This window comes from Candidatus Hepatoplasma crinochetorum Av (genome assembly GCF_000582535.1).
In the GTDB taxonomy this organism is placed as follows: Bacteria; Bacillota_I; Bacilli_A; order Mycoplasmatales; family Hepatoplasmataceae; genus Hepatoplasma; species Hepatoplasma crinochetorum.
The window spans coordinates 176,534-202,631 of sequence record NZ_CP006932.1 but is presented as its reverse complement, the minus strand read 5'-3'; the positions used below and the strand labels follow the sequence as shown (position 1 = coordinate 202,631).

Genomic DNA, 26,098 nt, shown 5'->3' with positions numbered 1-26,098 from the left:
TTAATTTTAAAAATCTCCTTTATTATTTAAAACTCTTTTATAAATAATATCCTCTTCTTTTAAAAATGATTTATATTCAAAAATATCCTTTATTTCTTCTTCCGTAAGAATTTTTCGGATCTCTTTTTCTTTTAATAATAAATCTTTAAAACTTTTTTTAGAAAGAAATGATTTAATTGCAACTTTTTGTACTAAATCATAACTTAAGTTTCTTTCAATTCCTTTTTTAATTAATAAATTAAGAATTTTTTGTGAAAAAATCAATCCTTTTGTTTTATCAAGATTTTCTTTCATTTTTTCTTTATTTACAACTAAATTTTTTAATATTAAAGCATATTTTTTAAGAGCATATTCAATTAATGTTGTTGCATCAGGAAAAATGATTCTTTCTACAGAAGAATGTGAAATATCTCTTTCATTTCATAAAATTATATTTTCATAAGCAGGATAAACATAACTTCTCAAAACTCTAGCAATTCCTGTAATATTTTCTGAAGAAATTGGATTTCTTTTATGAGGCATTGCAGATGATCCTTTTTGTGTTTCAAAAAATTTCTCTTCTACTTCAGCTATTTCTGTTCGCTGTAATGTTCTTACTTCTACTGCTATTTTTTCAAGTAAAGTTCCAATTAGAGCAATTGTATGTAAATAATTAGCATAAATATCTCTTTGTAAAATTTGTGTTGATATTTTTGCTGAATGTAATTTTAATTCTTTGCAAACAAGATCTTGAATCTTACTTGAAATATTGGCAAAATTACCAACTGCTCCCGAAATCTTTCCTACTTCAACTTCTTTTGCTGCTGATTCAAAACGTTTCTTATTTCTTTGCATTTCATCGTATCATAAGAGTCATTTTAAACCAAATGAAGTCGGTTCCGCATGAATTCCATGTGTTCTACCAATTATTAAAGTATTTTTATATATAAGAGAATTTTCTTTTAAAACTTTCAAAAAATTGTTTAAAGCTTTTTTTATTAAAATATTAGCTTCTTTAAATCTAAGTCCATTTGCCGTATCGACAATATCAGTAGAAGTTAATTTATAATGAATTCATTTTTTTTCTTCTCCAAGATTTTCAGAAATATTTTTAATAAAAGCAATTACATCATGCTTTACAATTTTTTCTATTTCCTCGATTTTTTCAACATCAAAATTTGCTTCATTTTTTATTTTAATATAATCTTTTTTTGGAATAATTTTTAAATCAGAAAAAACCTTTAAAACATTAATTTCAATTTCTAAATATGTTTCAAATTTATGCTTTTCACTTCATATAAAATTCATCTCTTCTGTGCTATATCTTTTTATCATGATAATTTTAAAAACTCATTCTCATTATACTTTTTTTTATATGTTATTAATTAACAATTCATTCTCAATTTCACTGTTGATATAATCAATTGTTAATAATCTTAAATACCATCTTCAATAAACAGTATTTTCTTTATTTTCTAAATTAAGTTGATAAGAATAAGTAATCGCCATCATTAAAATACCTAATCCATAAGTAATCATAATAAAATAAGGAGAAAAATTTATATTCATAAGTGCAAATGTATTAAAAATAATTGTAGAAGGAATTCAAATCACTCCAGCACCAATTATTGTTCCTAAAAGAGCCTTAAAACTATTACCAACAGAAACTCAATAAGTATAAATAACTCTAATAATTAGCATTAAAAAGAAAAAAGGAAGCATAATTAAACAAAATGATTTTATATAATGATAAGAAATATCATAATAATTTGTTTGTAATATTGTGGATAAATCACCCCTAGAATTAACATTAATCAAATCAGATCTACTTGCAAAATCACCAATATTTAAAAACACATAAGTTGTATCAAAATTAATATAATGAGGATAAATTAAAAATATTACAATTGGGGCAAGTATTAATCAGCTAACTCCAATCATAAAAACAAAAATAAATCCATTGAAAAGAACAAAATTATGTTCTTCTGAATTGAGAGCCCGAGAATGTCTTTCTGCTTGCAAATATGTAAAAGCAGTAAGTGGAACAATAAGAATTGTTCAAAACATTGCATCGCTTAATATAAAAGCCGTTTCAATATAAGGCTGATCTACACTCATATAGAGAGGCATCGAAACACCAAGAAATCAAAGAAGATTTCAAATTAAAGCTTCAATTCCAATAAAAAAACTTGTTTTTTTATATATTTTTAAGTCTTTTTTTCATCTTTTAAAACTAAAATTTTTGATTGCTTTTTTTCACTCTTGATACTCTCTGAAAAAAATTCAAACAAAAATTAAAATAAAGTAAAGTAAAGGTCCTAATAAGAAAGAAATTGAAAATATAATATAACTAGGATTTTCAATAAAAATTCCTGAAATTAAGAAAAAATCACATAAAAAAAGAAAAAATATTCCAATTATTGTAAGGAAAAAAGAACTTACTTTATCTCGTTTTAAAACTAAAAAAGCAATAAATAAATGATCAATCAGCAAAAAAGAAAAACCAATTGAACTCATCATAAATGTAAATGCAAGTAAATTTGTATTTCCATTTGAATCTAATACATAAATTACATAAGGATATGAACAGACGGCCATAATTAAATTAATAAAAATAAGTCCAATTATGACAATTATAAAAGAGATTAAAAATTTTTCTTTTTGTTGAAAACTATTTTTAATATTTTTATTTACAAAAGCGTAAACAGGAACAATTAAAAAGATTGTAGCTGTTTCAAAAACTAAATTAATAGTTGAAAGTATTCCTAAAAGATTAGAAAAATCATCGATAGATTGTTTTGATAATCAAAAATAACGAACAAATTTATAAACAAACGGAATTAATAACGAAAAAAGAATTATTAAAAAAAATGTTCATTCTACATCATCAAAGAATTTTTTTATTTTAATTTTCATTTTTACCATCCTAAAAAAGTTAAAAACTCTTACAAAAAAAATTAAAAGGTAAGAGAAAAAACTTATATAAATTCCTAAATTATCTTTACTAAATCATCTCTAAATAATATAAATGAGCTTTAATTTTATCTATTCTTATATATTTTTTAGCTCTAAGAATTTTTGGACTTAGTTCCCCAAAATAGGCAATTAACTTATTATTATAATAAACTTCAACAGCTTGTGCTTTGTTAAAAATATCTTCCTTTGTTTTTATTTCTTTATAAGTAAGATATTTTTCAGTTTTTAATCCGAGAATATTTAGAATATCTTTTATTATTTTATTTCCCACTAATAATGGAGAATATTCTTGATTCTCAATATTCTGATCTAATTTATAGGTAATTTTATCATCAAAAATCAATCCTAAAGTCAGTTTAAAATCATCTTCTTGATCAGAAAAATAAATATTTGCAAATTCGAATAACCGAATATCTTCAAAGTTATTTTTATAGTTTAAATTATGACTATTAAGTAATCCTTTAAGTAAAGAATTACGCAAAATATTATTTTTCAAATTATATTTTTGATTTAAAAATATTGGTTTTTTAATATCTCATAAATTATATTCATTAAATTCATTATTATTTACAAAAGAATAATTTTTTGCCTCGTTAAATCCATAAGAAATTAATAATTCTGAAACCTTTTCAATGAAATATTTATTATTTTCAATTTTTATAAATTCTTTTGTAATTGGATATTTTTTTGATTGGATATTTTCAATTTTATAATATCGTATTATCTCTTCAATCATATCTTGTTTATGATCAAGATTAAAACGATAATTAGGAATTTTTCATAATTCCTTTTCTTTTATATAATTAAAACCAATAATTTTTAATTTTTCTAAAACATCATAAAGATTAATTTTTTCACCAATATAATTTTCTAAAAATTCCTCTTCTAATTTAATCGTTTTTATTTCATTTGTAAAATCATTTATTATTTTATTTTTAATAATAATATCTGTATATGATTTTAAATAATCAAATTTTTTTCCATAATACAAAAAATTTTTAAGTAAATTAACTTGACTAAATTCTGTTCCTTTTATATTTTGTCTTGCCATAAAATCCAATTTATCATCATCAATCCCAAGAACATTTTCTTTTTTTGTACTAGAAATCGCAACAAAAGAGATATTTTTTGTTTCATCTATTTTATTTTCTTTAAAATATTTATTAAAAATATCTATTTTATTATTAATAATCTGCCCATCAAATTGATATTTTTGATTTTTCTCTACTTCATAAATTGATAATCCATAAATTAAGCGAAAATAATATATTAAATCTAATATATTATTTTTAGGTTTTATATTATTTAAATAAAGCAATAACTTAATTTCAAAAGGAGTTTTAACTTTATTATTTGAGTTTAATATAGCATTTGCTGTTGCTAACGAAACTGCTTTATTTGTTAAAATTAAATCTTTTTCCTTTAAATCTAAATTAATTTCTGGATTAAATTTAATATTTTTTTCTTCTTGATCTAATAATTTTAAATCTAAAAAAGCAGCTAATTCCTTTGCAAGAAATTGATAAGAATTAGCATAAATTCGATCAGGTAAAATAGATATTTCAATTAAATAATCATCAATTTTTAAAAGATCAAAAACATTATTTTTAAGTGAAATTCGATTATCTAAAACTAGAATATTATTTTTTTCTTGATCATCAATAATATTTTTATCTAAATTTAAAAGTTCTTCAATTGAAAGAACCATTCCATATGATAAAACATTACGAATTTTTTTAACCTCTAATTTATGATCATTAATAATTGATCCCGGAAGAGCATGAATGACTGTTTGTCCTTCTCTAATATTTTTTGCCCCACAAACCACTTGATATTCTTTATTATTTGTCTCAAGTTTACAAAGAGATAATTTATCAGCATTAGGGTGTTTTTTACAACTAATAACTTTTGCTAATTTTATAAATGATTTGCTTTTAAGATTATGGATTCTTTGATAATATTCAACTTCATAAGATAATGAATTTAAACTCTCAATTAACTTATCGATTGTTATTTTATCTAAATCTATAAATTTTTTTAATTCATTTAATAAAATTTTCACTATTTATCTCCTTTATCGTAATTTCTTAAAAAACTAAGATTATTTAAATAAAAATTACGAATATCTTTAATATTAAAACGCAACATCGCAAGTCTTTCAATTCCAATTCCTGCAGCAAAACCTTGCATATTAGAATCATCTTTTCCAACAAGTTTTAAAACGTGATGACTTATCATTCCTGAACCCAAAATTTCAATTCATCCACTATTTTTACAAATTTCACAACCATTTTGCTTACATTTAAAGCATCCAACATCAACTTCAAAAGAAGGCTCTGTAAAAGGAAAATAAGATGGTCTAAAACGAATAGGAATATTTTTATCAAAAATTGTTTCAAGTAAATTAATTAAAATATATTTAAAATTGGCAAGAGAAATTGATTTTGAAAGCATAAAAAAATCTAATTGATTAAATTGAATAGAATGTGTTGCATCATTATCATCATTACGATAAACAATTCCAGTTGTATAGTATTTAAGTAAATTGCTTTTATCTAGTAATAATTTTCTTGCTGTAATATTTGTTGTATGAGTTCGTAAAAGTTTATTTTCATTTTCAAGATAAAACGTATCTTGCATTTCTCTAGCGGGGTGATCTTTTGGAATATTTAGATAATCAAAATTAAATTTATCAATTTCAATTTCATTTCCATAAACATAATTAAAATTTAAATTATCAAAATATTTGTTTATCATCAAAGTAATTTTTGTTAATGGATGAATATTACCTCTAATTTTTTTTGTAATTATAATATCAGAAATTTCTTTTTCAAGCAGAGGATTTTTTTGATAAGAAGAAAAAAAACTATTTTCTAAATCTTTACGTTTATTATTTAAAATTTGATTTATATTTAAAAGATAAAACTGAATAAGTTTCCCTATTTTAATTTTTTCTTCAGAATCTTTACTATTTTTTAAATTATTTTTTAAATTATTAAAAAAAAGCGATTTTGTAAGATATTTTGCCTTTATCTGTTTTCAAGATTCTAAATTTTCTATCTCTTTTAACTCCTTTTTCAATAAAAGGAAGATTTTTTCAATCTCATTATTCATTTTAATTTATAAATACTAAAGTAGAGTTTTAAAATCTTTTTTAAGATTCTCTAATGATCTAAAACCTGTAAATCTTAAAAATTCTTTACCATCTTTATAAGCAACAATTGTTGGAATTGATGTAACCCCTTGATCAGCTGAAAAATCTGTATATTTATCAACATCAACCTTTGCAAAGATTATTTCTTTTTTTTCATATTCTGTTGAAAATTTTTCAAAAACAGGACCAAACATTTGACAAGGCCCACATCAAGTAGCAAAAAAATCAATTATAATTATTTTTTTCTCTCCAATTATTTTTTTTAATTTATTTTCATCAAATTCATTAACCATAAATACTCCTTTTTAATAAGATTTTATATATTTTATATAAAATTCTTTAAATTTATAGAATAATTATAAATTATTTTTTAATAATTATTTGAAAATAATATAAAGCGATTGCTGCAGCAATAGAAACATTAAAAGAATCAAAATTATTAACAAGCGGAATATAAGTTTTTATTGTTTTTTGATCTATATTAAAAAAATCAGAACTTATCCCTTTACCTTCATTTCCAAAAATTAAAGCTATTTTTTCATCAGATTTTTTTATTTCTGATAATTTCGTTGCCTTTTTATCTATTACAAATAAATATTTTTGATAATTTTTAAGAAAATTAAAATTCTTTAAATAAAAAATAGGAAGTGAAAATATTGCTCCTTGCGAACTAGAAATTACATAATGATTATAAGGAAAAACAGTTTGATCTGTAAGATAAATTGCTTCAAATCCAAGACCATATGCTGTTCTTACAATTGATCCTAAATTTTTTGGATCTTGAATTTTATCTAAAATAATAATCTTATTAAACAAAAGATCATTATCCAAAAAAAGATTATCTTCCAATTTACAAATTGCAATCACATTATTGCTATTTTTATTAAAAGATAATTTATCAATTATTTTTTGATTTACAATTATTTTTTCTCCTTTAAAATCTGAATAGTCATTTTGATTAATAATTAAAATTGTTGATACTAAATCTTTTTTGATTGCTTCAGAAATAATATTTTTTCCTTCAATTAAAAATAATTTATTTTTTAATATATATTTTTTGTTTTTTAATTTATAAAAATAAGTTATTTTATCATTTGTAATTGAATTTATCTTTTTAAAATTATTTTCCATTTTCAAGTTCTGTAATTAATTCAATAATTTTTTTTGCAACAGCGCCTTCATCATTTGTATATTCTAAAATCTCTGTTGCTACTTTTTTTGCTTTTTCATTTGCATTTTTGGGAACATAACTAATTTTAGCTAATTTTAAGGCATCGATATCATTTATATTATCTCCAAAATAAATTAAATTTTTTTCATTTAAATTATATTGCTTTAAAACATGTTTTAAAGCAATTGATTTATCTGTTTCAGGAGGTGAAAAAATAATCTCGCGCATTTTTTGATGTCTTCAATATTTAATTACAAAACGACTTTTATATTTTTTCTTAAGCTCTAATAATAATTTTTGTGCATAACTTGGATTATTTTTTACAACAACAGCAAACTCAAAAGCATCAAAAAATAATTTATCAATATCTTCCATTTTTGAAAATTCTGCTTGATGTTCTTTTCCAACAACACTAAAAAAATCCACTTTTGTAATTAAATTATTTTCTTTTACAAGTTCAATAATTTCTTCTTTTTTAATATATGTATAAATTTCTTCAAATTTCTTTTTAAAATTAATTTTAAAAGCATTATTATTAACATTATGAATTTGTGCCCCTGAAAAGTGAATAGAAGCATCTACGAGTCCTAATTGATCATAAATCTTTTTAGCTCATCATCAACTTCTTCCTGTTGCAATTACAAAAGGAAAATTATGCTTTTTTATCATTTTTACAGCTTCATAATTATCAATATGCATGGAATCTCGATATGAAGTTAAAAAAGTCCCATCTAAATCAGTAGCAAAAAGATATTTTTTACCTTTTTCTAGTTTAAATTTATTATTTTTTTCTTTTTTCATTTTTATTCTCTTTTGTATTTATATTATTTTTTGTTTCTTCTGAATTATCATTTTCTTTTTCTTTTTTTTTGAAAAAAGCAAGTGATCAAAATTTATAATCATAACTTGGAAAATTTACATTAAAATAATTTTTCTTGATAAATTTTGCTTTTCAATATTTTAGTAATGTTGTTTTTTCATCACCAATTGTTTGATAAGCATAACTCATAAATGGAGCAGTTACTATAATTTGAACAAAACCAATTATAATCATTGAAGAAAAATATGGAAAAATTAAATTTGGATTAGAGGCGGCCGCACTTATATCTATTGTTTGATACATTGCTCAAAATAAAAGTGGTCCGACTACAACATTTGATAATGTTGCATGACAAGCGAGAATTTTTGGTTTTTTCCGAAGCCCATAAAACATCGTTTCTGGTGTTTGTAATAAAATTAATGGTAAACCAATAATTGTTAATTTAAAATAATTTGAATATAAACTCAATTGATCAGATCCAGGATCATTTATTGGACCAAAAATATTAACATCATAAATTTCCATAATAAGAGATGATAAAGCAAGCATAATTATAACTACAATTCCCTCTGCTACAATATTATAGATAAATGATATTTTTAATCCTCTATCAACTACATCATAATTTTTCTTACCATAATGATAAGCCAATATTACAGAACCTCCTTGTCCAATTCCGGAGGCTACTGCATTTCCAAATATAATAATTTGAATTGATGCTGTCGAATATTTATTAAAAGAAGAAACAACATCTTCTTCTTGTAATTGTCCATCTAATAAATTTAAAAAATATACATATCAAAGAATAAAAAACATTATTGTTGCCCGATAATAAAATGAACTAAATCCATATTGCATAATTACAATTGATATTGCTCAAGTAGGAACCCAATATTTTAAATTAAAACTAATATAAGTATCACTTTTAAAATTAAGATAAATACTATAAGCAACTCCTGCAAAAGCTCCAACAAAAGCTCCAATTACAGTTGCTCAAGCAGCCCCTTCAAGTCCCATTCCACCAATATTTGGATTCATAAAAATAATATCAAATCCCAAATTAACAGGAAGAGCAATAATTGGAATAAGAGCAGAAGAAATATTTTTTCCTTCTACTCTTAAAGCTCGCACTATTACATCTCTTATTCCATTAAAAGCAACAGCAATTGTTGTAATTTGCATATAAATTATTCCTTGATGAATTGCTTCATCTGTAATTGCATCATTTTTATTTGCAAAAAAATTCATTCAAGGTTCTGCTAAAAAGTAAAAAAGCAAAATTGTAAATATTCCAAAAATTAATGATAATGAAATTCCTTCTCCAATTATTTTATGAGCAATTTTAAAATCTTTTTTTCCTAAGGCATTTGGTAAGAATAATCCTACACCAACAACAAAAAGATAAGAGATTGTAAACATAAAAATAATAAAAGGAGTTACAATACTTAAAACATCCGCAGCATTTAAATTAGGATTATTAAAAAAAGTCGCTCCATCAACATAAATTGTTGAAATAATAGAATCTATCAACGAATAACTAGCCGTTGATAACATCAAAATAATTACAGGAACACTGATACGAAAATAAGTTTTTCATAAATTAGAATCATTATAAAATGATTCTAATTTCTTTGAATTATTTTCATCATTTTCCATTTTTCCCTCTTTCCTAATTTACTTTTAAACCTAATTTTTGATAAATTTGACTTTGTATAATTGTTTGATATTCACCCAATTTTATTGTTCCTAATTTTAAGTCACCAATTTCAATTCTTTTTAGATTAATAACTTTATTATCAAGAGCAATAAACATTCTCTTAATTTGATTTTTTTTACCTTCTATAATACTTAATTTTATTAAAATTTTATCTTTATTATTTATAATCTTAATTTTTTCTATTGGTTTTGTAAGATAGTTATCATCTAATATTATTCCCTTTCTTAAATTTTCGAGATCTTTTTTAGTAATTTTTTTTTCTAATCAAACAAGATAAACTTTTTTGATTTTACTTTTGGGACTCTCAACAATATTCTTTAATTTTCCATCATTTGTTAGAATTATAAGTCCTGTAGTTTGAACATCTAATCGACCAATTGTAAATAAATTACGATTTTTATAATTATTTATAAGAGAAATTACTGATTTATTTTTTAAATCATTTCTTTTACAAATATAGCCTTTTGGTTTATTTAATAAAAAATAATCATATTTAAGATTAAAGATCACTCTTTTTCCATCTACTACTATCTTGTCATCAATTGTTGATTTTGTTCCAAGTTCTACTAACTTATCATTCTTAAATACTTTTTTTGCTTTTATTAATCTTTCAATTTCTCTACGAGAATAATTTCCATAATTTGCAACTAATTTTTGGATTCTTTCTTCTTTTTTTAAATTCATTTTAATTTAACTCTATTGTATTTTCAAGATTATTTTCATTTTTTGCTAAAAAATTATCAATTGCTTTTTTATCTTCTTTCAAATTTTGCTTGATATTTAAATTTTTATGATAATTTAATTTTAAATCATTTTCATTTTGATAATCTAAAAGATTTAATTCTTCAGTTTTTTCAATAAAATCTTTTCGTAAAATTGGAAGATCATTTAATGATTTTAAATTAAACAATTTAAGAAAATAGATTGTTGTTTTATATATATGAGGATTACCTTTTCTTTTATCGTCTATTCCTAAATCTTCAATCAAATTATAATCAACTAATTTTGCAAAAGCATAATCAGAAGCAAACCCACGAATTTTTTCAACATCAGATTTAGTTGTTGGTTGATTATAAGCAATAATTGTAAGAGTTTCAATTAAACTTTTTGAAAGTCTGATTGAAACATCTTTTTTTAGAATTCTTGTTAATTTTAAACCAATTTCTTGACTAACCGATAATCAATAAAAATCTTCAAATTGCTTTAAAATAAATGGGGAATCTATTTTTATTAAAAATGTTTCTAATTCAGATAATTTTTTTAATATTTCTTTTTTACTTTTTTTTAAAATTTTTGCTAATTCTGAAATTTTAATTCCTTCTTCTCCTTTTAAAAAAAGTAATGCTTGTAAAATTTTTATATCCATTTTATTCCTCTTGTTTTATTTTATAATTTATAGATTTTTTCTTTCAATTAAAATTTCTGAAAAATCATTAATTTGTTTTAAAATTAATTGATCGTTTGCAGCCATCTCAAGAAAACAAATTAAAGTAACTGCAATTATATATCTTGAAAAATTATTATTGTTTATAAATTGTGTAAATTTATAAGTTTTTTTATTAGAATCTAAAATTTCTAATAATTCTTTTTTACGCTCTTCAATTGAAATTCTTTTTACTGTTAATGTTGTATTAATTTGTTTATTTTTTTCTAATATTTTATAAATTCGATCAATTGCTTTTTCGATGTCAATTACACCTTTGCTTACTAATTGATATCTTTTATCAGTATTAGAAAATAAAAATTCTTCTAATTGATCATCTTTTTTTGAAAAGAAAAAATTATTTTTATAAAGATTATAAATTCGCTTGCTTGCTTTTTTATAACTTTCATAAATTATTAACCTTTGTAAAAGATCTTCTTCTGATAATTCAATTTTTTTTGCAAAATCTTTTCCTTCTTCAATTGCAAGTAAATATTTTGCTTTATAATCTAAAAGTTGAGATGCAAGTAAAAAATATTCAGAAACAAGATCTAAATTAATAATTTCTAAATTATTAACAATCTGAACAAATTGATCTGCAATCTCCACTAATGAGATTTCAGTAATATGCATCTTTTTGCTTTTAATAAGTTCTAATAATAAATCTAAAGGTCCTTCATAATTATCAATTTTGAATTCTCTTTTTTTTATCATCTTTGTTCCTTTAAAATTATTTTTTCATCTTCTACTTTTTCTTTTACAATTGTAAAAGTTTCATTAAATCATTCAATTTGCTGATCTGTTAATTTTTCTTTTGAATAAATTTTTGCAAGTAAATCACCTTTATTTATAAAATCACCATTTTTTACAAAAAAATCAACACCAGAATGATTATAAATATGATCTTTATCTATTTTTCTTCCTGCTTTTATATCTATTAAAAAATATCCTAAATCTTCAAGATTTTTAAATTTAAAATATCCATTTTGATGAGCTGTAATTCTTTTGTTATGTTTTGGTGTAAAAATTTTGCTATCTTTAAAATCTTTAATTTTAACATTTTGATTTTCTAAGATTTTTAAAAAAGTCTTATATCCTTTATGTTCTTTTAAAATTTCATTAAATTTTTCAATTCCTTCTGTAATCGAAGTTTGATATTTTTTTGCATAAAATTCACTTGCTATTTTTCTTAATAATTCTTCCAACTTAGGATCTTTATATTCATTTTTTAAAAAATTTATAGCTTCTTTTATTTCAATTGAATTACCAATTGATTTTCCTAAAGGTTCGTTCATATTTGTATATAATACATAAATATTTCGATTATTATTTTTCCCAATTAATTTTAATTTTTCACCTAATTTTTCAGCATCTCTTAAATTTTTGAAAAAAGCTCCGCTTCCAACTTTTAAATCAATTAAAATATTTTTTGCTCCCATTGCAATTTTTTTGCTCATTACAGATGCGGCAATTAATTCTGTTGAATCAACCGATCCAGAAGTATCTCTGATAGAATAAATATACTTATCAGCAGGAACAATATTTTTTGATTGTCCAATTATAAAATTATGTTTTGAAAAATCTTTTTTTAAAATTGTTTCTAAATTATAATTTATTTTAAATTTTTTAATTGATTCTAATTTATCAACTGTTCCTCCTGTAAATCCAAGTCCTCTTCCACTAAGTTTTCAAAATTTAATTCCCATTGCTTCAAGAATTGGAGCAAGTATAATTGAAACTTTATCACCTAATCCTCCTGTTGAATGTTTATCAAATCTATTATCATCCAAATTAATTATATTTCCAGAATTAACAATTGCATTATGATATGATATAAGTTCGCGATCATTTAAACCATTAATTTTAATTGCCATAAGCATTGAAGATACTTGATATTTTTTTACATCCTTTTTTAAATTATTAACAAAATAATAAATTTCTTGATCTGTTAATTCTTTTTTATTTGCTTTTTTATTGATAATTTCGCTAATATTATTTATCATTTTTATTTTCTATTGCTCCTTCTAATGATTTTTCTATTTCTTTATTTAATTTAGCATCTTTTTTTTGTTGCTTTATTGATGCTTTTCTTTTTAATTTCAAGAAATATTTCAATTCTTTGGGAGAAAGATTTTTTTCATATTTATCTAATTCTTTTTTAATTGTATTCCCTATATTTTTACATAATATATCTGTAGGTAATTTAATATGTTGAATAGGTTTAATTGGTTTATGAACAATAACTTTTACTTCACGATATTTTAATCTAAAAAAACGCTTTGCTTGTAAAGTTCCAAGAACAGTAATTGGAAGAATTGGAATTGCATATTTTTGAGGAAATTTAAATCCTCCACATTTAAATTCTAAAAGATCCGTTGTAAAAGATCTTGTACCTTCAGGAAATATAATAACTCCTCGATTATTTTTTTTAACATATTGTGCTGTTTGTGTTAAAACAGTAAGTGATTCTCTAATATTTGCTCTATTTAAATAAAAAGAATCAGAACCAAGAAAATAGCCTTGTGTTAATTTTGATTGTTTTACTCCTGATCTAGCTACAGAAGTTAATTCCAATTTTGCACCTAGAGCTTCAATAAGATAAAATCCATCTAAATTTGAAGTATGATTAGGAACAACTCATGCTGATCCATTTGGAATATTTTCTTCTCCTACAACTTTAATTTTTATTCCTGCTCTTCGATTAAATTGACGCATCTTTTTATAAATATATTTCCATCTCTTAGAAAATGGGTGTAGATTTGGATCCTGTTCTCGCTTATTTTTTTTAATTCATTTTTTTAATTTTCTTGAACCTCTTCTAAGTGAATAAAGTTCTATAAAAGAAAATCAAATAACTCTAAAAAAATTTTTTATATATTCAAGCATTTTAATTACATACCTTTCAGTTAATTTTTTAATAAAATAGTAAAAGCAATTGTATATTTTTTTTCATGGGAAATAGATAATAATAAATTTTTTGTTAATTTATCATTAAAAAATATTATTGGTTTTCCATTATTATCATTTAAAATTTTAATATTAGAAAAATTTATTTTTTTATTAAAAGTTTTTATAATTGCTTCCTTTGCAGCAAATCTTCCTGCAGCAAAATTTAAAGCTTCATTTTTATCTTTAATATTTTCAAATAAAGAAAATTCTTCTATAGATAAAAATCTTTTAATTAAATTTAAATTGTCTAATCTTTTATTTTCAACAATATCAGTTCCAATATTTAATATTTCCATTTGTTCTTTCCATAAAATTATAATTAATTTTAAATAATCAAATTAATAAAAAAATAAAATTTAAAAAAAAATGAAAAAACCATAAATAAAAATTTTATTTTTTTAAAAATTTAGGGTATAATAGTTGTGGTTATTAGAACTCTAATAACCAAACTTTGATTAACTCAATTTAATTTAATCCCCTTTTACATAATTACTTTTATTTATTCTTTACACTAATTTTGAGAGTAAGATTTATTCTTACTCTCTTTTTTTTTATAAAAAAAGACCCTTATGGGTCAAAATTTGTAGCGATTAATTAGTGGCTTTTATTTACGTATTTTTAGTTCTTTGATAATTTTATTATAACGATCTATATCTTTTTTCTGTAAATATTTTAACAGAGATGTTCGCTGAGATACTTTTTTATTAAGACCTAATTTTGAATGGAAATCTTTTTTATAAAGTTTTAAATGTTCTGTTAGATTCTTAATTTCGTCAGTTAAAATAGCGATTTGCACTTCTATTTTACCCGTATCTTTATCATTATCACCGAATTCTTTAGTCAATTCTTTTTTTCTAGATGATGTAATTTTCATATAACAATATTATATATTAAAATTTTCTATTTTCTTTTACTTCTTTTATTAATTTTAAATAATCATTATAGAAAAAAGAATCAGCTGTTTTTTTAACAAAACATTCTTTTTCATTAATATGAAGACAATTTTTAAATTGACAATTTTTATAGTATTTTGCAAAATTTATAAAATTCTTGGAAATTTCATTTAAGCTCAAATCTAATTTAAAACTTGAAAACCCAGGACTATCTACAATTAAAGAATTTTCATAAATTTCAAATGCTTCATAATGCCTAGTAGTATGTTTTCCTCTATTAAGAGCAAAAGATATTTCTCCGGTTTTTAATTTTAAATTTCTATTTAAAAAATTTAAAACTGTGCTTTTTCCTACTCCACTTTGTCCTGTTAAAATAGAAAATTTATTTTTTAAAATAAATAAAATTTTTTCTTTTTCTTTTTTTTGAAAAGAATTATTAAAATTAAATATTTTATAATTTAAATCTTCGTATTTTTTAATTAAATCTAAATTTCTTTGATTTTTATTTAAATCAATTTTAGTAAAAATTAAAATTGGTTCTATTTTTTTAATTTGAAAAAAAGTGATCATTTTATTTAAATAGAAATGATTAAATTTTGGTTCAACAAGAGATGTAACTATAATTATAAAATCAATATTTGAAATTTTTGGTCTAATAAATTGATTTTTACGATCATATAATTTTGTAATTATATTTAAATTTTCTTGTCCTATTTTATAATTTAATTTTAATTCAACTTTATCTCCAACAATTAATTCTGTATTATCTTTACGAAATAAACCTATTGGTTTACAATTAAAAATTCCTTCCTTAGTTTTGACACGATAATTTCCACCGCTTGAATAAATAATTCTTCCTAACATATAAAAATTATAAATTATTAATTGAATATATTTAAATTGAGAAAATTAAATAAAAATAAAGAATATTGATTTGCCTTCTATTTTTAGAAGGTAAATGCCAAGTATTCTTAGCCCCCTTCTATAATAAAAGGGGGTTATTTTTTCTTATTGATAAACATTATGGCATCTTTTTTATCAATTTCTATTTGTTCAAATAATTTTTTAATAGATGTAAATTTTATTGGTTCTCTCATAAATTTTATTAATTCTACATAAATTAATTGATCATATATATCTTGATCAAAGTTAAAAATATGGGTTTCAAAAGTAATAGGTCTTTCTTTAAATGTTGGATTATTAGATATTGAAGTAATTCCATAATAATATTTATTATCGATCAAAACTTTACTTAAATAAATTCCTTGCATTGGGGGATATAAATTTTTATTAACATTTACATTTGCTGTTGGAGTTTTATATTTTTTGCCAATCCCCATTCCATGTACAACTTTTCCACTATAAAAATAATTAAATCCAAGCAATTTTTTAACATCTTCAATTGCCCCTTCATCAAGAAGCATTTTAATTAAGCTTGTTGAAATAATTTGATTATTATAATATACAAGTTTTATCAAATGTAAATTAAAATTATTATTAAGCAAGATTAAATCATCTAATTTATTTTTACCAAATGAAAAATTTTCTCCTACGAAAACATCCGTAACATTTAATTTTTCCTTTAAATATTTGATAAATTTTTCTCTTGTAATTTGATAATTTTTTGCATTTTTCTCAAAAAGCAAAAGATAATCAACATTATATTTTTTAAAAATTTTAATTCTTTCTTCTAAGGGTAAAATATTTTTTATTTGCTTTTTATTAAATCCATTAAAATCAGGATAAACCATAATTATTAATTCTTTATTTGTTTTATTTTTAAGTTCAATAGCTTTATTTAATAATTTTTGATGACCTAAATGAAGAGTATTAAATTTTCCTAATATAATTATTCTTTCATTATTTTTTTCTAATTTATTATCTTTAATATTAAAATCAATTATTTGCATTTTATTTTATTCTCTTTTTTATTTTATAAATATTTTTATTTATTTTTTGTATAAAAATTTCATTATTATTTTTTTTATTATAAGCTAATAAAATTAGATCATCATAATCTAAAATTTCAATTTTTTTACCATCTAAAATATCTTTTGTTTTTTCTATATTTAATTCTATTTTTTTAATTTTTAAAATTTCATATGGATCTTCAATTTTTTCAATTTTATTATATGGATCTTCAATTTTTAAATTACCTATTTTAATTCTTTTTAAATCTTTAATTATTGCAATGCTATTTAATTTAAAAGCCAAATCTCTTGCAATTGATCTTATATAAGTCCCAGAAGAAACTTTTGTTTCAAAATTAAATTCATTATTTTTATCTGTTTCATATATATTAAAATAATAAATAAATCTTTTTTTTGCTTCTAAATCGATATTTTTCCCTTTTATAGCATATTTATAAGCTGGTTTTCCTTTTATTTTAATTGCTGAAAAAATTGGTGGAACTTGTAATATATCACCAATGAAATTATCTTTAATTTCTTTTTTAATCTTTTTAATATCTAAATTTATAATTTCTTCTTTTAATATTTTTCCAGTAATATCCAAAGTATCTGTTTCTTTTCCAAATAAAATAGTTCCTTGATATGTTTTATCTAAATTATTAAAATTATGTAAAAGTTTTGTATAATTTCCTGTTCCAATTAATAAAATTCCACTTGCAAAAGGATCTAATGTTCCAGAATGTCCTATTTTTTTTAAATTTAAATTTTTTTTGATTTTTTGAATAAATTTATTAGAAGAAATACCACTTTCCTTAAAAGCAAGAAAAATTGCATCCATTATTTATCATTGCTTTTTTCAATCAATTTATCTATTTCTTCTATTTTATCAATAAGATTATCAATTACAAATTCAAGATTTGGAACTTTTCTTACTTCTAATCTTTTTGCTAATTCAGATCTTAAAAAACCCTTTACTTTTGCAAATTCTTTAAAATATATTTTTTCTTTTTCTTTATTAAAATAACTTACATATATTTTTGCATTTAAAAGATCTTTTGTAAGTTCAACATCATTTATTGAAAAATACTTAACTTTAGGATTATTTACTTTCATAAATAAAATATCTGAAAGATTTATCTTAATTTGATTCTGTAGATTTTTTATTTTTTTATTTTGATCCATATTTAATTTTTAAACTCAAAAAATTCTAAATTATCATTTTCTAAAAAATCATTAAAATTTTTAAAAGTAATTCCGCATTCTTGTCCTTTTTTAACTTCTGATACATTATTTTTTTCAATCATTAAACTTTTAACTTCTGTTTCTTGAATTAATTTATCATTCCGATAAATATTAACTTTTGAATTTCTTTTTACAATTCCATCAGTAATTTTTGTTCCTGAAATTGCTCCAATTTTAGAAAAAAGAAATTTTTTAAGAATTTTACCTTTTCCAATGATTTGCTTTACAATTTCTTTTTCTTTATTTTCAATTGTTTTTTCTTTAATATCATCAAACAATTTATAAATTACATCAAAATTTAAAATTAAAACAGATCTTGATTTTATTAATGGCAATAATTTAGTAGGAACTTTTAAATTAAATTGATAAATAACCGCTTGTGAAGCATCTGCTAATATAATATCGCTATTTGTAACTTCACCAACATCTTTATGAATTATTTTTATTATTAAATTATCATTATTTAAGGAATTAATTTGATTTTCGATCGCACTTAATGAATTAACTGAATCTACTTTTAAAATAATATTAAAAATTTTTTTATTTTGTTCAGATAATTTTTGAAATAAATTTTCTCTTGTAAATTTATTAGCATTTGCATTTCTTAAAGCATTTAATTTTGAACTATGAAAACTATTTATTATTTTTGTTGCTAATTTTAAATCACTTATTGCAACAAAATTTGTTCCAGCTAATGGTGAAAACCCTGCTCCATAAATTTCAACAGGTTGTCCTGGTTCTGCTTTTAAAATTGGATTTTGATTTTCATCTTTTAAACCTTTTATCGTAATTAAACGATCATCAAGAATAATATTATCACTAATATTTAAAGTTCCATTTTTTACAATTACTGTAACTAAATTACCTCTACTTTTATGAATATTACTTTCAATTACTGTTCCTGTTGCTAAAATATTAAAAGCAGTTTTTAAATTCAACATATCTGTAATTAAAATAATCATATCTAATAAATGATCAATGTTTTTATTTTTAAGAGCAGAAATTTCAACTACGGGAACATCTCCCCCTAATTCTTCAGAAACAATACCATAATTCGCAAGATCATCTAATATTTTTTTCTTACTATGTCCTGGTAAATCAATCTTGTTTATTGCAATAATTATAGGAACATTTGCTGCCTTTGCATGATCTATAGACTCTTTTGTTTGCTTCATAAGTGAATCATCTACAGATACAACGATAACACAAAGATCTGTTACTTTTGAACCATTAGCACGCATTTCAGTAAAAGCTTCATGTCCTGGAGTATCAATAAAAGTGATTTTATTATTTTTTCAAATTATTTGATATGCTCCAATTTTTTGCGTAATTCCGCCTGCTTCTTTTGCTGTAAAATTAGTATTCCTTATTGCATCTAAAAGTGTTGTTTTTCCATGATCTACATGACCCATAATTGTTACAATTGGTGTTCTTTTTTTTACAATTACTTCTTCTGGTCATTTCTTATAATTTTCAACAAGATCATTTATTTTTAAAATTATATTTTCTGGAGATACATCATCCACTTTCTCAAAATCAATATTATTTGATAGGGCAATTTCTGCTATTTGATCATCATCTAGAATATGATCTTTTGCTTTTAAATCAATTCCTAATTTTCTTTTTATTTTAATTGGATTTAATTTTAAAATCTCTGAGATTTCCTTTAAATAAGTATTAGTGCCAAATTTAAGTCTATTATTTTTAAAACTTAATCTTTCAACAAAAAAATCACTTAGATTGTACTTGTAAATATTATTTTTTTCTTTTTTATTTTTGTTGTTTATCATTAAAATTACCTCCCTGATAATAAAAAGATGATAATTTATCTGATATTTGTAAAAAATCACCTCCCATTTTTTCAACTTTAAATTTTAAAATATTTCATCTTTTATTATCATTTAAATTTTTTGGATTAAAATAAAGACCTCGACCAGAAGAATTATTATCTAATATTGTCTCTTTATTTTTTAAAATTGCAATTCTAATAAGTTCTTTTTTTTGATATTTTTTTCCTGTAAGAATATCTGTACGAATAATATTTTTCATTAAAGTTTTTTTATGTAATAAATAATTAGTAACGTTTGTCTAACTCTTGATCATAATCATCATATTCTTCAATTGAAGCTAAATCTTCCAATAAATCATAATTTTCATCATAATTTTCATCAACTATTTTTGAAAAATTTTTACGATTACTTCTATTTTGATATGCTGTTGGAATAACTATACGATGATAACTAACTTTCTCTTCATCTGCCATTTTTTTTGTTTTAACATCAAGTTTTTTATCAACTAAATTAGCAACTAATTTAATATTTAAACCACTTTTACCTAAAACAGATAAGAAATCTTTTTCTTCTGTGACAAGAATATATTTTTCATCACTAACTTTTTTTGTCCCAATAATTTTTCCAGGAATAACAGCACGGGCAATTTGAATATCAATGTCTTTACTATATTCAATTATATCGATTCTCTCTCCTCTTAATTCATCAATTATTGGTCTTATTTTTTGTCCTTTTACACCAATTATTGATCCAACAGGATCAACTTCTTCTAAAGAACTTGAAACAATTATCTTTGTTTTAAATCCTGGTTGTCTTGCTATTTTTTCAACTCTTATAACATTGTCAGCAACATCTTCAATTTCTTTTTCAAGTAGCTTAACAATAAATTCTTTATTTTTTCTTGAAGCAATAATTTGTGCATCTCTTGATGATTTTTCAATTTTTGTAATATATACATAAACAAAATCACCAAATTTAAATTGGTCTAATTTTGAAGTTTCTCTTTTAGATAAAAAAATAACATTATCTTGATAACTTAAAAGATAATGAGTTAATGCTACTTTTTCAACTTTAGCCTTCACAATTTGATCTTTATAATCAATAAATTTTTCATAAATTTTAACTTTTTCTGCTTCAGAAACTTTTTGTGTAAATAATTGTTTTACATAAAGAAAGAAACCATCATGTTCAATTGCATTCAAATCAATATCTTCAAAATAATAGTCATCTATTTTTAAATTTTCTAAAACATTTAAATTTTCTAAATTAAGATCATTTATATTTTTTTTGATATTAATTTCTTCTTCGCTTATAATTTTATCTGTTAAAATTCACTTTCTTTTAATGCTAATTTTTCCTTCATCCAAATTTATTGAAATATCAAATAAAGGAAGCATTACTTCTTTATTTTCTAAATCATTTTCATATTCTTTATTTAAAGCTTTTTGAAAAGATTCTTCTAATAATTTCTTAATTTCTTCTTTTGTAATACCTTTTAATTCAGCAAAAGACTTAAGTGCTTCAACAATCTTTTTTTGTTGATTTTTTATTTTCATATTTATCGTACCTTTCTTTTTTTACGATTTAATTTTGATTAATTATTATATTTTTTAAACAAAATAAATAGAAAGAATTAAGAAATAAAAGAGCGTAGCTCCTTTATTTAATATAAATAAATTATATTATAAAGTAGGACAAAACTAATTTTTATTTATTATCTATATTAATTAAAATGAAATAAATCATCAATTAAAATTTGTTTTTTTTGTTCTGATTTAATTACTAAATTATCAGAAATTTCCAATTCTGAAAATTTTTTAATTAGTGTCTTATTGAGTCCTGATCTTAATCTAAAATCTTCTAATGAAATGAATCGTTGTTTTATGTTCTCTTCTACTAATTTTTTAGCAGCAGCATTCCCCAGTCCTTCAATAATAATAAATGGAGGAATTAATAAATTATCCTTTTTATCAATAACTCATGTTTCTGCTTTTGATTTTTCAAGACTAATTGGAGCTATTTTATATCCTCGAGAATACATTTCAAGAACAATTGTATATGTTTCATTTATTGCTTTATCTCGTTCTGTTCGATCTTTTTCAATTTTATTACGATAATTAGTTTTTCAATTATAAATTCCATCTAATCCTTTATTTAAACTTAAAATGTCTCATTCTGTATCTCTTTTTGTAAAAAAAGTAGCGTAATACTCAAGTGGATAATTTATTTTATATCAAGCTATTCTATAAGCCATCATTACATAAGCAACAGCATGAGCTTTGGGAAAGATATATTTTATTTTTTTACATGATTCAATATATCAATTAGGTACATTATGACTAAGCATCAATTTTTCTCAATTTTCTGTTAATCCTAATCCCTTACGTACAGATTCCATTATTTTGAAAGATTCTAATGAAGGAACATTTTTTGAAATTAAATATCTCATAATATCATCACGAACAGAAATTACTTCTTGTAAGGTTGCTTTTTTTTCAGAAATTAAATTTTTGGCATTTGATAATCAAACATCTGTACCATGTGATAATCCAGAAATCATCACTAATTCTGAAAATGTTTTAGGTTTTGCATCACGAACAAGATCACGAACAAATTTTGTTCCAAATTCTGGTAATCCTAGTATTCCTAAATCTTCTCCAGTATAATTTGCAATATAATTAAGTGCTTCGCTATTTTTAAATAAAGAAATTACTTTTTTATCATTCATTGGAATTTCTTGAGGATTTATATTTGTTAATGATTGTAACATTTTTAAAAGAGAGGGATCTAAATGTCCTAATAAATCTAATTTTAAAAGATTATCATGGATTGAGTGAAAATCAAAATGAGTTGTTAATCAATTTGATTTAAGATCATTCCCCGGAAAATTAATAGGTGTAAAATCATAAATTTCTTTATCTTTAGGTACAACTATTAAACCTCCAGGATGTTGTCCTGTTGTTCTTTTTGTTCCTTCTACAAGTTTAGCAAAATGTTTCAATTGAACTTGTTTAAGTTTTTGATTTGTTATTTCTTCTCAATTTTTAACATAACCATAAGCTGTTCTTTCTGCTACTGTAGAAATTGTTCCTGCACGATAAACATTTTTATCTCCTAAAATTTCTTTTACATAATCATGAATTTTTGCTTGATATTCACGCGAAAAATTTAAATCAATATCAGGAACTTTATCTCCATTAAAACCTAAAAATGTTTCAAATTGAATTCAATGACCCTCACCTTTCATCAAAGAATTACAAATAGGACATTTTTTATCTTCAAGATCATATCCTGATAAAACATTATCTACAAAAAAATGATGCTTACATTTTTTACATAAATAGTGAGGTTCTAAAGGATTAACTTCCGTAATATCAGAAAGTGTAGCAGCAAGCGAAGAACCAACAGATCCTCTTGATCCAACAAGATATCCATCTTGTAAAGATTTTTTAACAACAAGTGAAGAAAGATAATAAATAATTGCAAATTTATGTTTAGTAATTGAATTTACTTCCCGATTAATTCTTTCTATTATTTTTCGATCAGGTTTTTCGCCATAATTTTTTTTTAAATTTTCTTTTATTAAATTTTTTAAATTATCATCAGAATTTACTATTTCTGGAGGATATAATTTATCTTTTATTGGAGAAACATCTAAAATTTTTTCGTATAGAAGATTTGTATTATCATAAATTATTTTTTCTCTTAATTTTTGATCATTGATAAACTTAAATTCAACTTCCAATTCTTTACTTAATCTCAAATGTTGATCTGGATTAGAATAATTTGGATTATTACGAATAAATAAAGGATGTAATTTACCTCCTAAACCCTTATTTACAATAAAAATATCTCTTATAATTTTATCTTCTCGATAAACATAATGTGCATCAGAACTAACAATTACTGGTTTTTGATATTTCTCTCCCAATTTTATTATTTCAAGAATTATTTTTTCAATTTGTTCTTTTGTGAATCTTTCATTTCTTGTAAGATAACTATAAACTGAGGGGGGAAATATTTCTAAATAATCATAATAAGAAATTAATTCTTCCATATTTTCACTTAAATAATTAAGTTCTTCTCAAAAAATACCATTTGCGCAAGCTGAACCTATTAAAAGATTACCTTTATTTGCAATTCTAAGAATTTCTGATAATGGAAGTGAGGGATTATCAATTCTTTTATTATAAAAATTAATATGAGCAATTGAGATTAATTTATACAAATCTTTTAATCCCTTTTGATTTTTTGCTATTACACTTATATGTTTTAAAAATAAACGTCCTTTTATTAAATCTGTTTTAATCTCTTTTTCTAATTGATTTAAATTACGAATATTTAATTCATATAATTTATGAAGCATATTTTCAAAAACATTTTTTAAAACCTCAGCATCATAATCAGCACGATGTGAAACACTATCATCATAGTGTTGATTTTCTTCTCTTGCAACACTTCCTAAGCGATGACTTTTTAGATGTGAATTTACAATTCAAGAAACTTTTAACGAATCTATTACAGGATTTTTTAAACGTTTTTCTCCTAATTTGACAAGTGCGGCATTTATAAAAGAATAATCAAATTTTGCATTATGGGCAACTAAAATATAATCTTCAAAAAAATCAAGAATCTTTGGAATTGCTTCTTTAATTGATGGAGCATATTTTAAATCATCATCTTTAATTTTCGTAATTTTAGTAATAATTTTTGGAATTTTAATTGATGGCTTAATAAATAATTGTAGTCTATCAATTTTAATACCATTTTTAATTTTAACCGCTCCAAATTCAATTATTTCATTAACAAAAGGAGAAATTCCTGTTGTTTCTAAATCAAAATAAATAAAATTGTTTTTCCTTAAATCTTCATCTCGACTATTAAAAACAATTTTTTCATTTATATCATCAAATATTGAAAATTCTGAACCATATATTTTTTTAATATCTGGATATTTTTTGCCGATACGATAAATTTCTGGAAAAGCTTGTACTGAGTCATGATCTAAAAAAGCAAGACCTTTAATATTAGATTTATTTGCTAATTTAAAATATTCTTCTATCGAACCAACTCCATCCATTGTTGACATTTTTGTATGAATATGAAATTCTGTACGTACACGATTATCACTTAAATTTTTAGAAATAAAAGGACCATCAGTTTGTTCTATTTTTTTAATATTTATTTTATAATCTTTCAAATAATTATCAAATTTTCAATCACCATAAAGAGTAAGAAAATCACCTTTATTAAAATTAAATTTAAAATTTTTTTCTAAAAATCATTGTGAAGCAAAAACAAGTTTATTATTTTCCCCTTTTAAAGAAATATTTAATAAAACATTATTATTTTTACCAATTTTTTTAATTTCCAAATCTGTTATTTCCCCATTAAAAAAGATTTTTTCTTTTTCTTGATTTAAACTAGGATCTAATTCTTTAAAATTACGAAACAAAAGATTATTTGTTGTTTTATTACTAGAATTTATATTTGCTTTTTTTGTTAGAATTGTTAATTCCTTTTTTGTTTCTTCGATAGCTTTTTCAAAATTAAATTTTGATGCATCTTGTCTAATAAATAATTTTGCTTTTAAAATTGAAAAATTAGTAAAAATATTACGAATAAAATCTATATGATTAGAAATAAGATTATATGTATTATTATTTGCAATTAAGATAATCATATCTTCTGATTTTACTTTTTCATAAAAATCTAGATACAATTTAGACATTTCTATTTTTTGTTTAGTGATATTTTGTAGAATAAAATAAAGAAAAGAATATACATCAAAAATTGTTGGTTTATATTTTTTTAAGTTTAGAAAAATATTTTCAAAATCAATATTAATATCCTTATTATTTTTTTTAAAATCTAAAATTGCAAGATAAAAATCTTTAAAATCTTCTGGTGTAAAATCATTTTCTTTGCTAAAATAAAGTTTTAATATTTTTTTCTTTTCTTTTTTATTTATTTCTAATTTTGCTTTTTCTAATTTAAATTCTTTTTTTAAATTATCTGGTAATTTTAAGTGCTCTAAAAAATTAAATTTCATCAATTTTATTATCCTTTTTTAA

General features: G+C 21.9%; 23 protein-coding genes. All 23 read right to left on the bottom strand.

Annotation, left to right across the window (positions count from 1 at the left end):
• Nucleotides 1–6 precede the first annotated feature (6 nt).
• Complete coding sequence (gene purB, locus X271_RS01005; RefSeq protein WP_025208610.1) at nucleotides 7–1,314, bottom strand: adenylosuccinate lyase; 1,308 nt, start codon at nucleotides 1,312–1,314, stop codon at nucleotides 7–9.
• 36 nt (nucleotides 1,315–1,350) lie between these two features.
• Nucleotides 1,351–2,895 carry a hypothetical protein gene (locus X271_RS01000; protein WP_025208609.1) on the bottom strand — a complete coding sequence of 515 codons (1,545 nt, stop codon included), beginning with the start codon at nucleotides 2,893–2,895 and terminating at the stop codon, nucleotides 1,351–1,353.
• Nucleotides 2,896–2,983: 88 nt separating this feature from the next.
• Complete coding sequence (locus X271_RS00995) at nucleotides 2,984–5,017, bottom strand: phenylalanine--tRNA ligase subunit beta (protein WP_025208608.1); 2,034 nt, start codon at nucleotides 5,015–5,017, stop codon at nucleotides 2,984–2,986.
• Entirely contained in the window at nucleotides 5,017–6,069 is a 1,053-nt protein-coding gene (gene pheS / locus X271_RS00990) for a phenylalanine--tRNA ligase subunit alpha (RefSeq protein ID WP_025208607.1), read from the bottom strand. The genes X271_RS00995 and pheS overlap by 1 nt, the downstream gene beginning before the upstream one ends.
• 15 nt (nucleotides 6,070–6,084) lie before the next feature.
• The gene (gene trxA, locus X271_RS00985) at nucleotides 6,085–6,402 is read right to left on the bottom strand and encodes a thioredoxin (RefSeq protein WP_025208606.1); all 318 of its coding nucleotides are present in this window, start codon (nucleotides 6,400–6,402) and stop codon (nucleotides 6,085–6,087) included.
• A 70-nt stretch (nucleotides 6,403–6,472) separates the two neighbouring features.
• Nucleotides 6,473–7,240: a TrmH family RNA methyltransferase gene (locus X271_RS00980; RefSeq protein ID WP_025208605.1), complete on the bottom strand. Its 768-nt coding sequence runs from the start codon at nucleotides 7,238–7,240 to the stop codon at nucleotides 6,473–6,475.
• Nucleotides 7,230–8,081, bottom strand: coding sequence for an HAD family hydrolase (locus tag X271_RS00975; protein WP_025208604.1), 852 nt, complete (start codon nucleotides 8,079–8,081; stop codon nucleotides 7,230–7,232). The genes X271_RS00980 and X271_RS00975 overlap by 11 nt, the downstream gene beginning before the upstream one ends.
• Entirely contained in the window at nucleotides 8,062–9,756 is a 1,695-nt protein-coding gene (locus tag X271_RS00970; protein ID WP_025208603.1) for an MATE family efflux transporter, read from the bottom strand. Before X271_RS00970 ends, X271_RS00975 begins: the two co-directional genes overlap by 20 nt.
• 13 nt (nucleotides 9,757–9,769) lie before the next feature.
• Nucleotides 9,770–10,501, bottom strand: a complete 732-nt coding sequence (locus X271_RS00965; RefSeq protein ID WP_025208602.1) for a pseudouridine synthase — start codon at nucleotides 10,499–10,501, stop codon at nucleotides 9,770–9,772.
• Nucleotide 10,502: 1 nt separating this feature from the next.
• Nucleotides 10,503–11,183: an SMC-Scp complex subunit ScpB gene (gene scpB, locus X271_RS00960; protein ID WP_025208601.1), complete on the bottom strand. Its 681-nt coding sequence runs from the start codon at nucleotides 11,181–11,183 to the stop codon at nucleotides 10,503–10,505.
• A 27-nt stretch (nucleotides 11,184–11,210) separates the two neighbouring features.
• Nucleotides 11,211–11,954, bottom strand: coding sequence for a segregation and condensation protein A (locus tag X271_RS00955; protein WP_025208600.1), 744 nt, complete (start codon nucleotides 11,952–11,954; stop codon nucleotides 11,211–11,213).
• Nucleotides 11,948–13,243 (bottom strand): thymidine phosphorylase, encoded by a 1,296-nt coding sequence (locus X271_RS00950; protein ID WP_038462231.1) that lies wholly within the window; start codon nucleotides 13,241–13,243, stop codon nucleotides 11,948–11,950. Before X271_RS00950 ends, X271_RS00955 begins: the two co-directional genes overlap by 7 nt.
• Nucleotides 13,233–14,126 (bottom strand): lysophospholipid acyltransferase family protein, encoded by an 894-nt coding sequence (locus X271_RS00945; protein ID WP_025208598.1) that lies wholly within the window; start codon nucleotides 14,124–14,126, stop codon nucleotides 13,233–13,235. Before X271_RS00945 ends, X271_RS00950 begins: the two co-directional genes overlap by 11 nt.
• A gap of 20 nt (nucleotides 14,127–14,146) precedes the next feature.
• Complete coding sequence (gene acpS / locus X271_RS00940; RefSeq protein WP_038462229.1) at nucleotides 14,147–14,485, bottom strand: holo-ACP synthase; 339 nt, start codon at nucleotides 14,483–14,485, stop codon at nucleotides 14,147–14,149.
• A 308-nt stretch (nucleotides 14,486–14,793) separates the two neighbouring features.
• Nucleotides 14,794–15,063 carry a 30S ribosomal protein S15 gene (gene rpsO, locus X271_RS00935; protein WP_025208596.1) on the bottom strand — a complete coding sequence of 90 codons (270 nt, stop codon included), beginning with the start codon at nucleotides 15,061–15,063 and terminating at the stop codon, nucleotides 14,794–14,796.
• A gap of 16 nt (nucleotides 15,064–15,079) precedes the next feature.
• Nucleotides 15,080–15,946, bottom strand: coding sequence for a ribosome small subunit-dependent GTPase A (gene rsgA / locus X271_RS00930; RefSeq protein WP_025208595.1), 867 nt, complete (start codon nucleotides 15,944–15,946; stop codon nucleotides 15,080–15,082).
• A gap of 134 nt (nucleotides 15,947–16,080) precedes the next feature.
• Nucleotides 16,081–16,992, bottom strand: coding sequence for a riboflavin biosynthesis protein RibF (gene ribF, locus X271_RS00925; RefSeq protein ID WP_025208594.1), 912 nt, complete (start codon nucleotides 16,990–16,992; stop codon nucleotides 16,081–16,083).
• 1 nt (nucleotide 16,993) lies between these two features.
• Entirely contained in the window at nucleotides 16,994–17,830 is an 837-nt protein-coding gene (gene truB, locus X271_RS00920) for a tRNA pseudouridine(55) synthase TruB (protein ID WP_025208593.1), read from the bottom strand.
• Nucleotides 17,830–18,174 carry a 30S ribosome-binding factor RbfA gene (gene rbfA / locus X271_RS00915; protein WP_025208592.1) on the bottom strand — a complete coding sequence of 115 codons (345 nt, stop codon included), beginning with the start codon at nucleotides 18,172–18,174 and terminating at the stop codon, nucleotides 17,830–17,832. Before rbfA ends, truB begins: the two co-directional genes overlap by 1 nt.
• Before the next feature lie 2 nt (nucleotides 18,175–18,176).
• On the bottom strand, nucleotides 18,177–20,024 hold the full coding sequence (infB, locus tag X271_RS00910; protein WP_128571622.1) for a translation initiation factor IF-2: 1,848 nt from the start codon (nucleotides 20,022–20,024) through the stop codon (nucleotides 18,177–18,179).
• Nucleotides 20,005–20,283, bottom strand: a complete 279-nt coding sequence (locus X271_RS00905) for a DUF448 domain-containing protein (protein ID WP_025208591.1) — start codon at nucleotides 20,281–20,283, stop codon at nucleotides 20,005–20,007. Before X271_RS00905 ends, infB begins: the two co-directional genes overlap by 20 nt.
• A 25-nt stretch (nucleotides 20,284–20,308) precedes the next feature.
• The gene (locus X271_RS00900; RefSeq protein ID WP_025208590.1) at nucleotides 20,309–21,580 is read right to left on the bottom strand and encodes a NusA N-terminal domain-containing protein; all 1,272 of its coding nucleotides are present in this window, start codon (nucleotides 21,578–21,580) and stop codon (nucleotides 20,309–20,311) included.
• Between the two features lie 167 nt (nucleotides 21,581–21,747).
• Complete coding sequence (locus X271_RS00895) at nucleotides 21,748–26,076, bottom strand: PolC-type DNA polymerase III (protein WP_025208589.1); 4,329 nt, start codon at nucleotides 26,074–26,076, stop codon at nucleotides 21,748–21,750.
• Nucleotides 26,077–26,098: the final 22 nt, after the last annotated feature.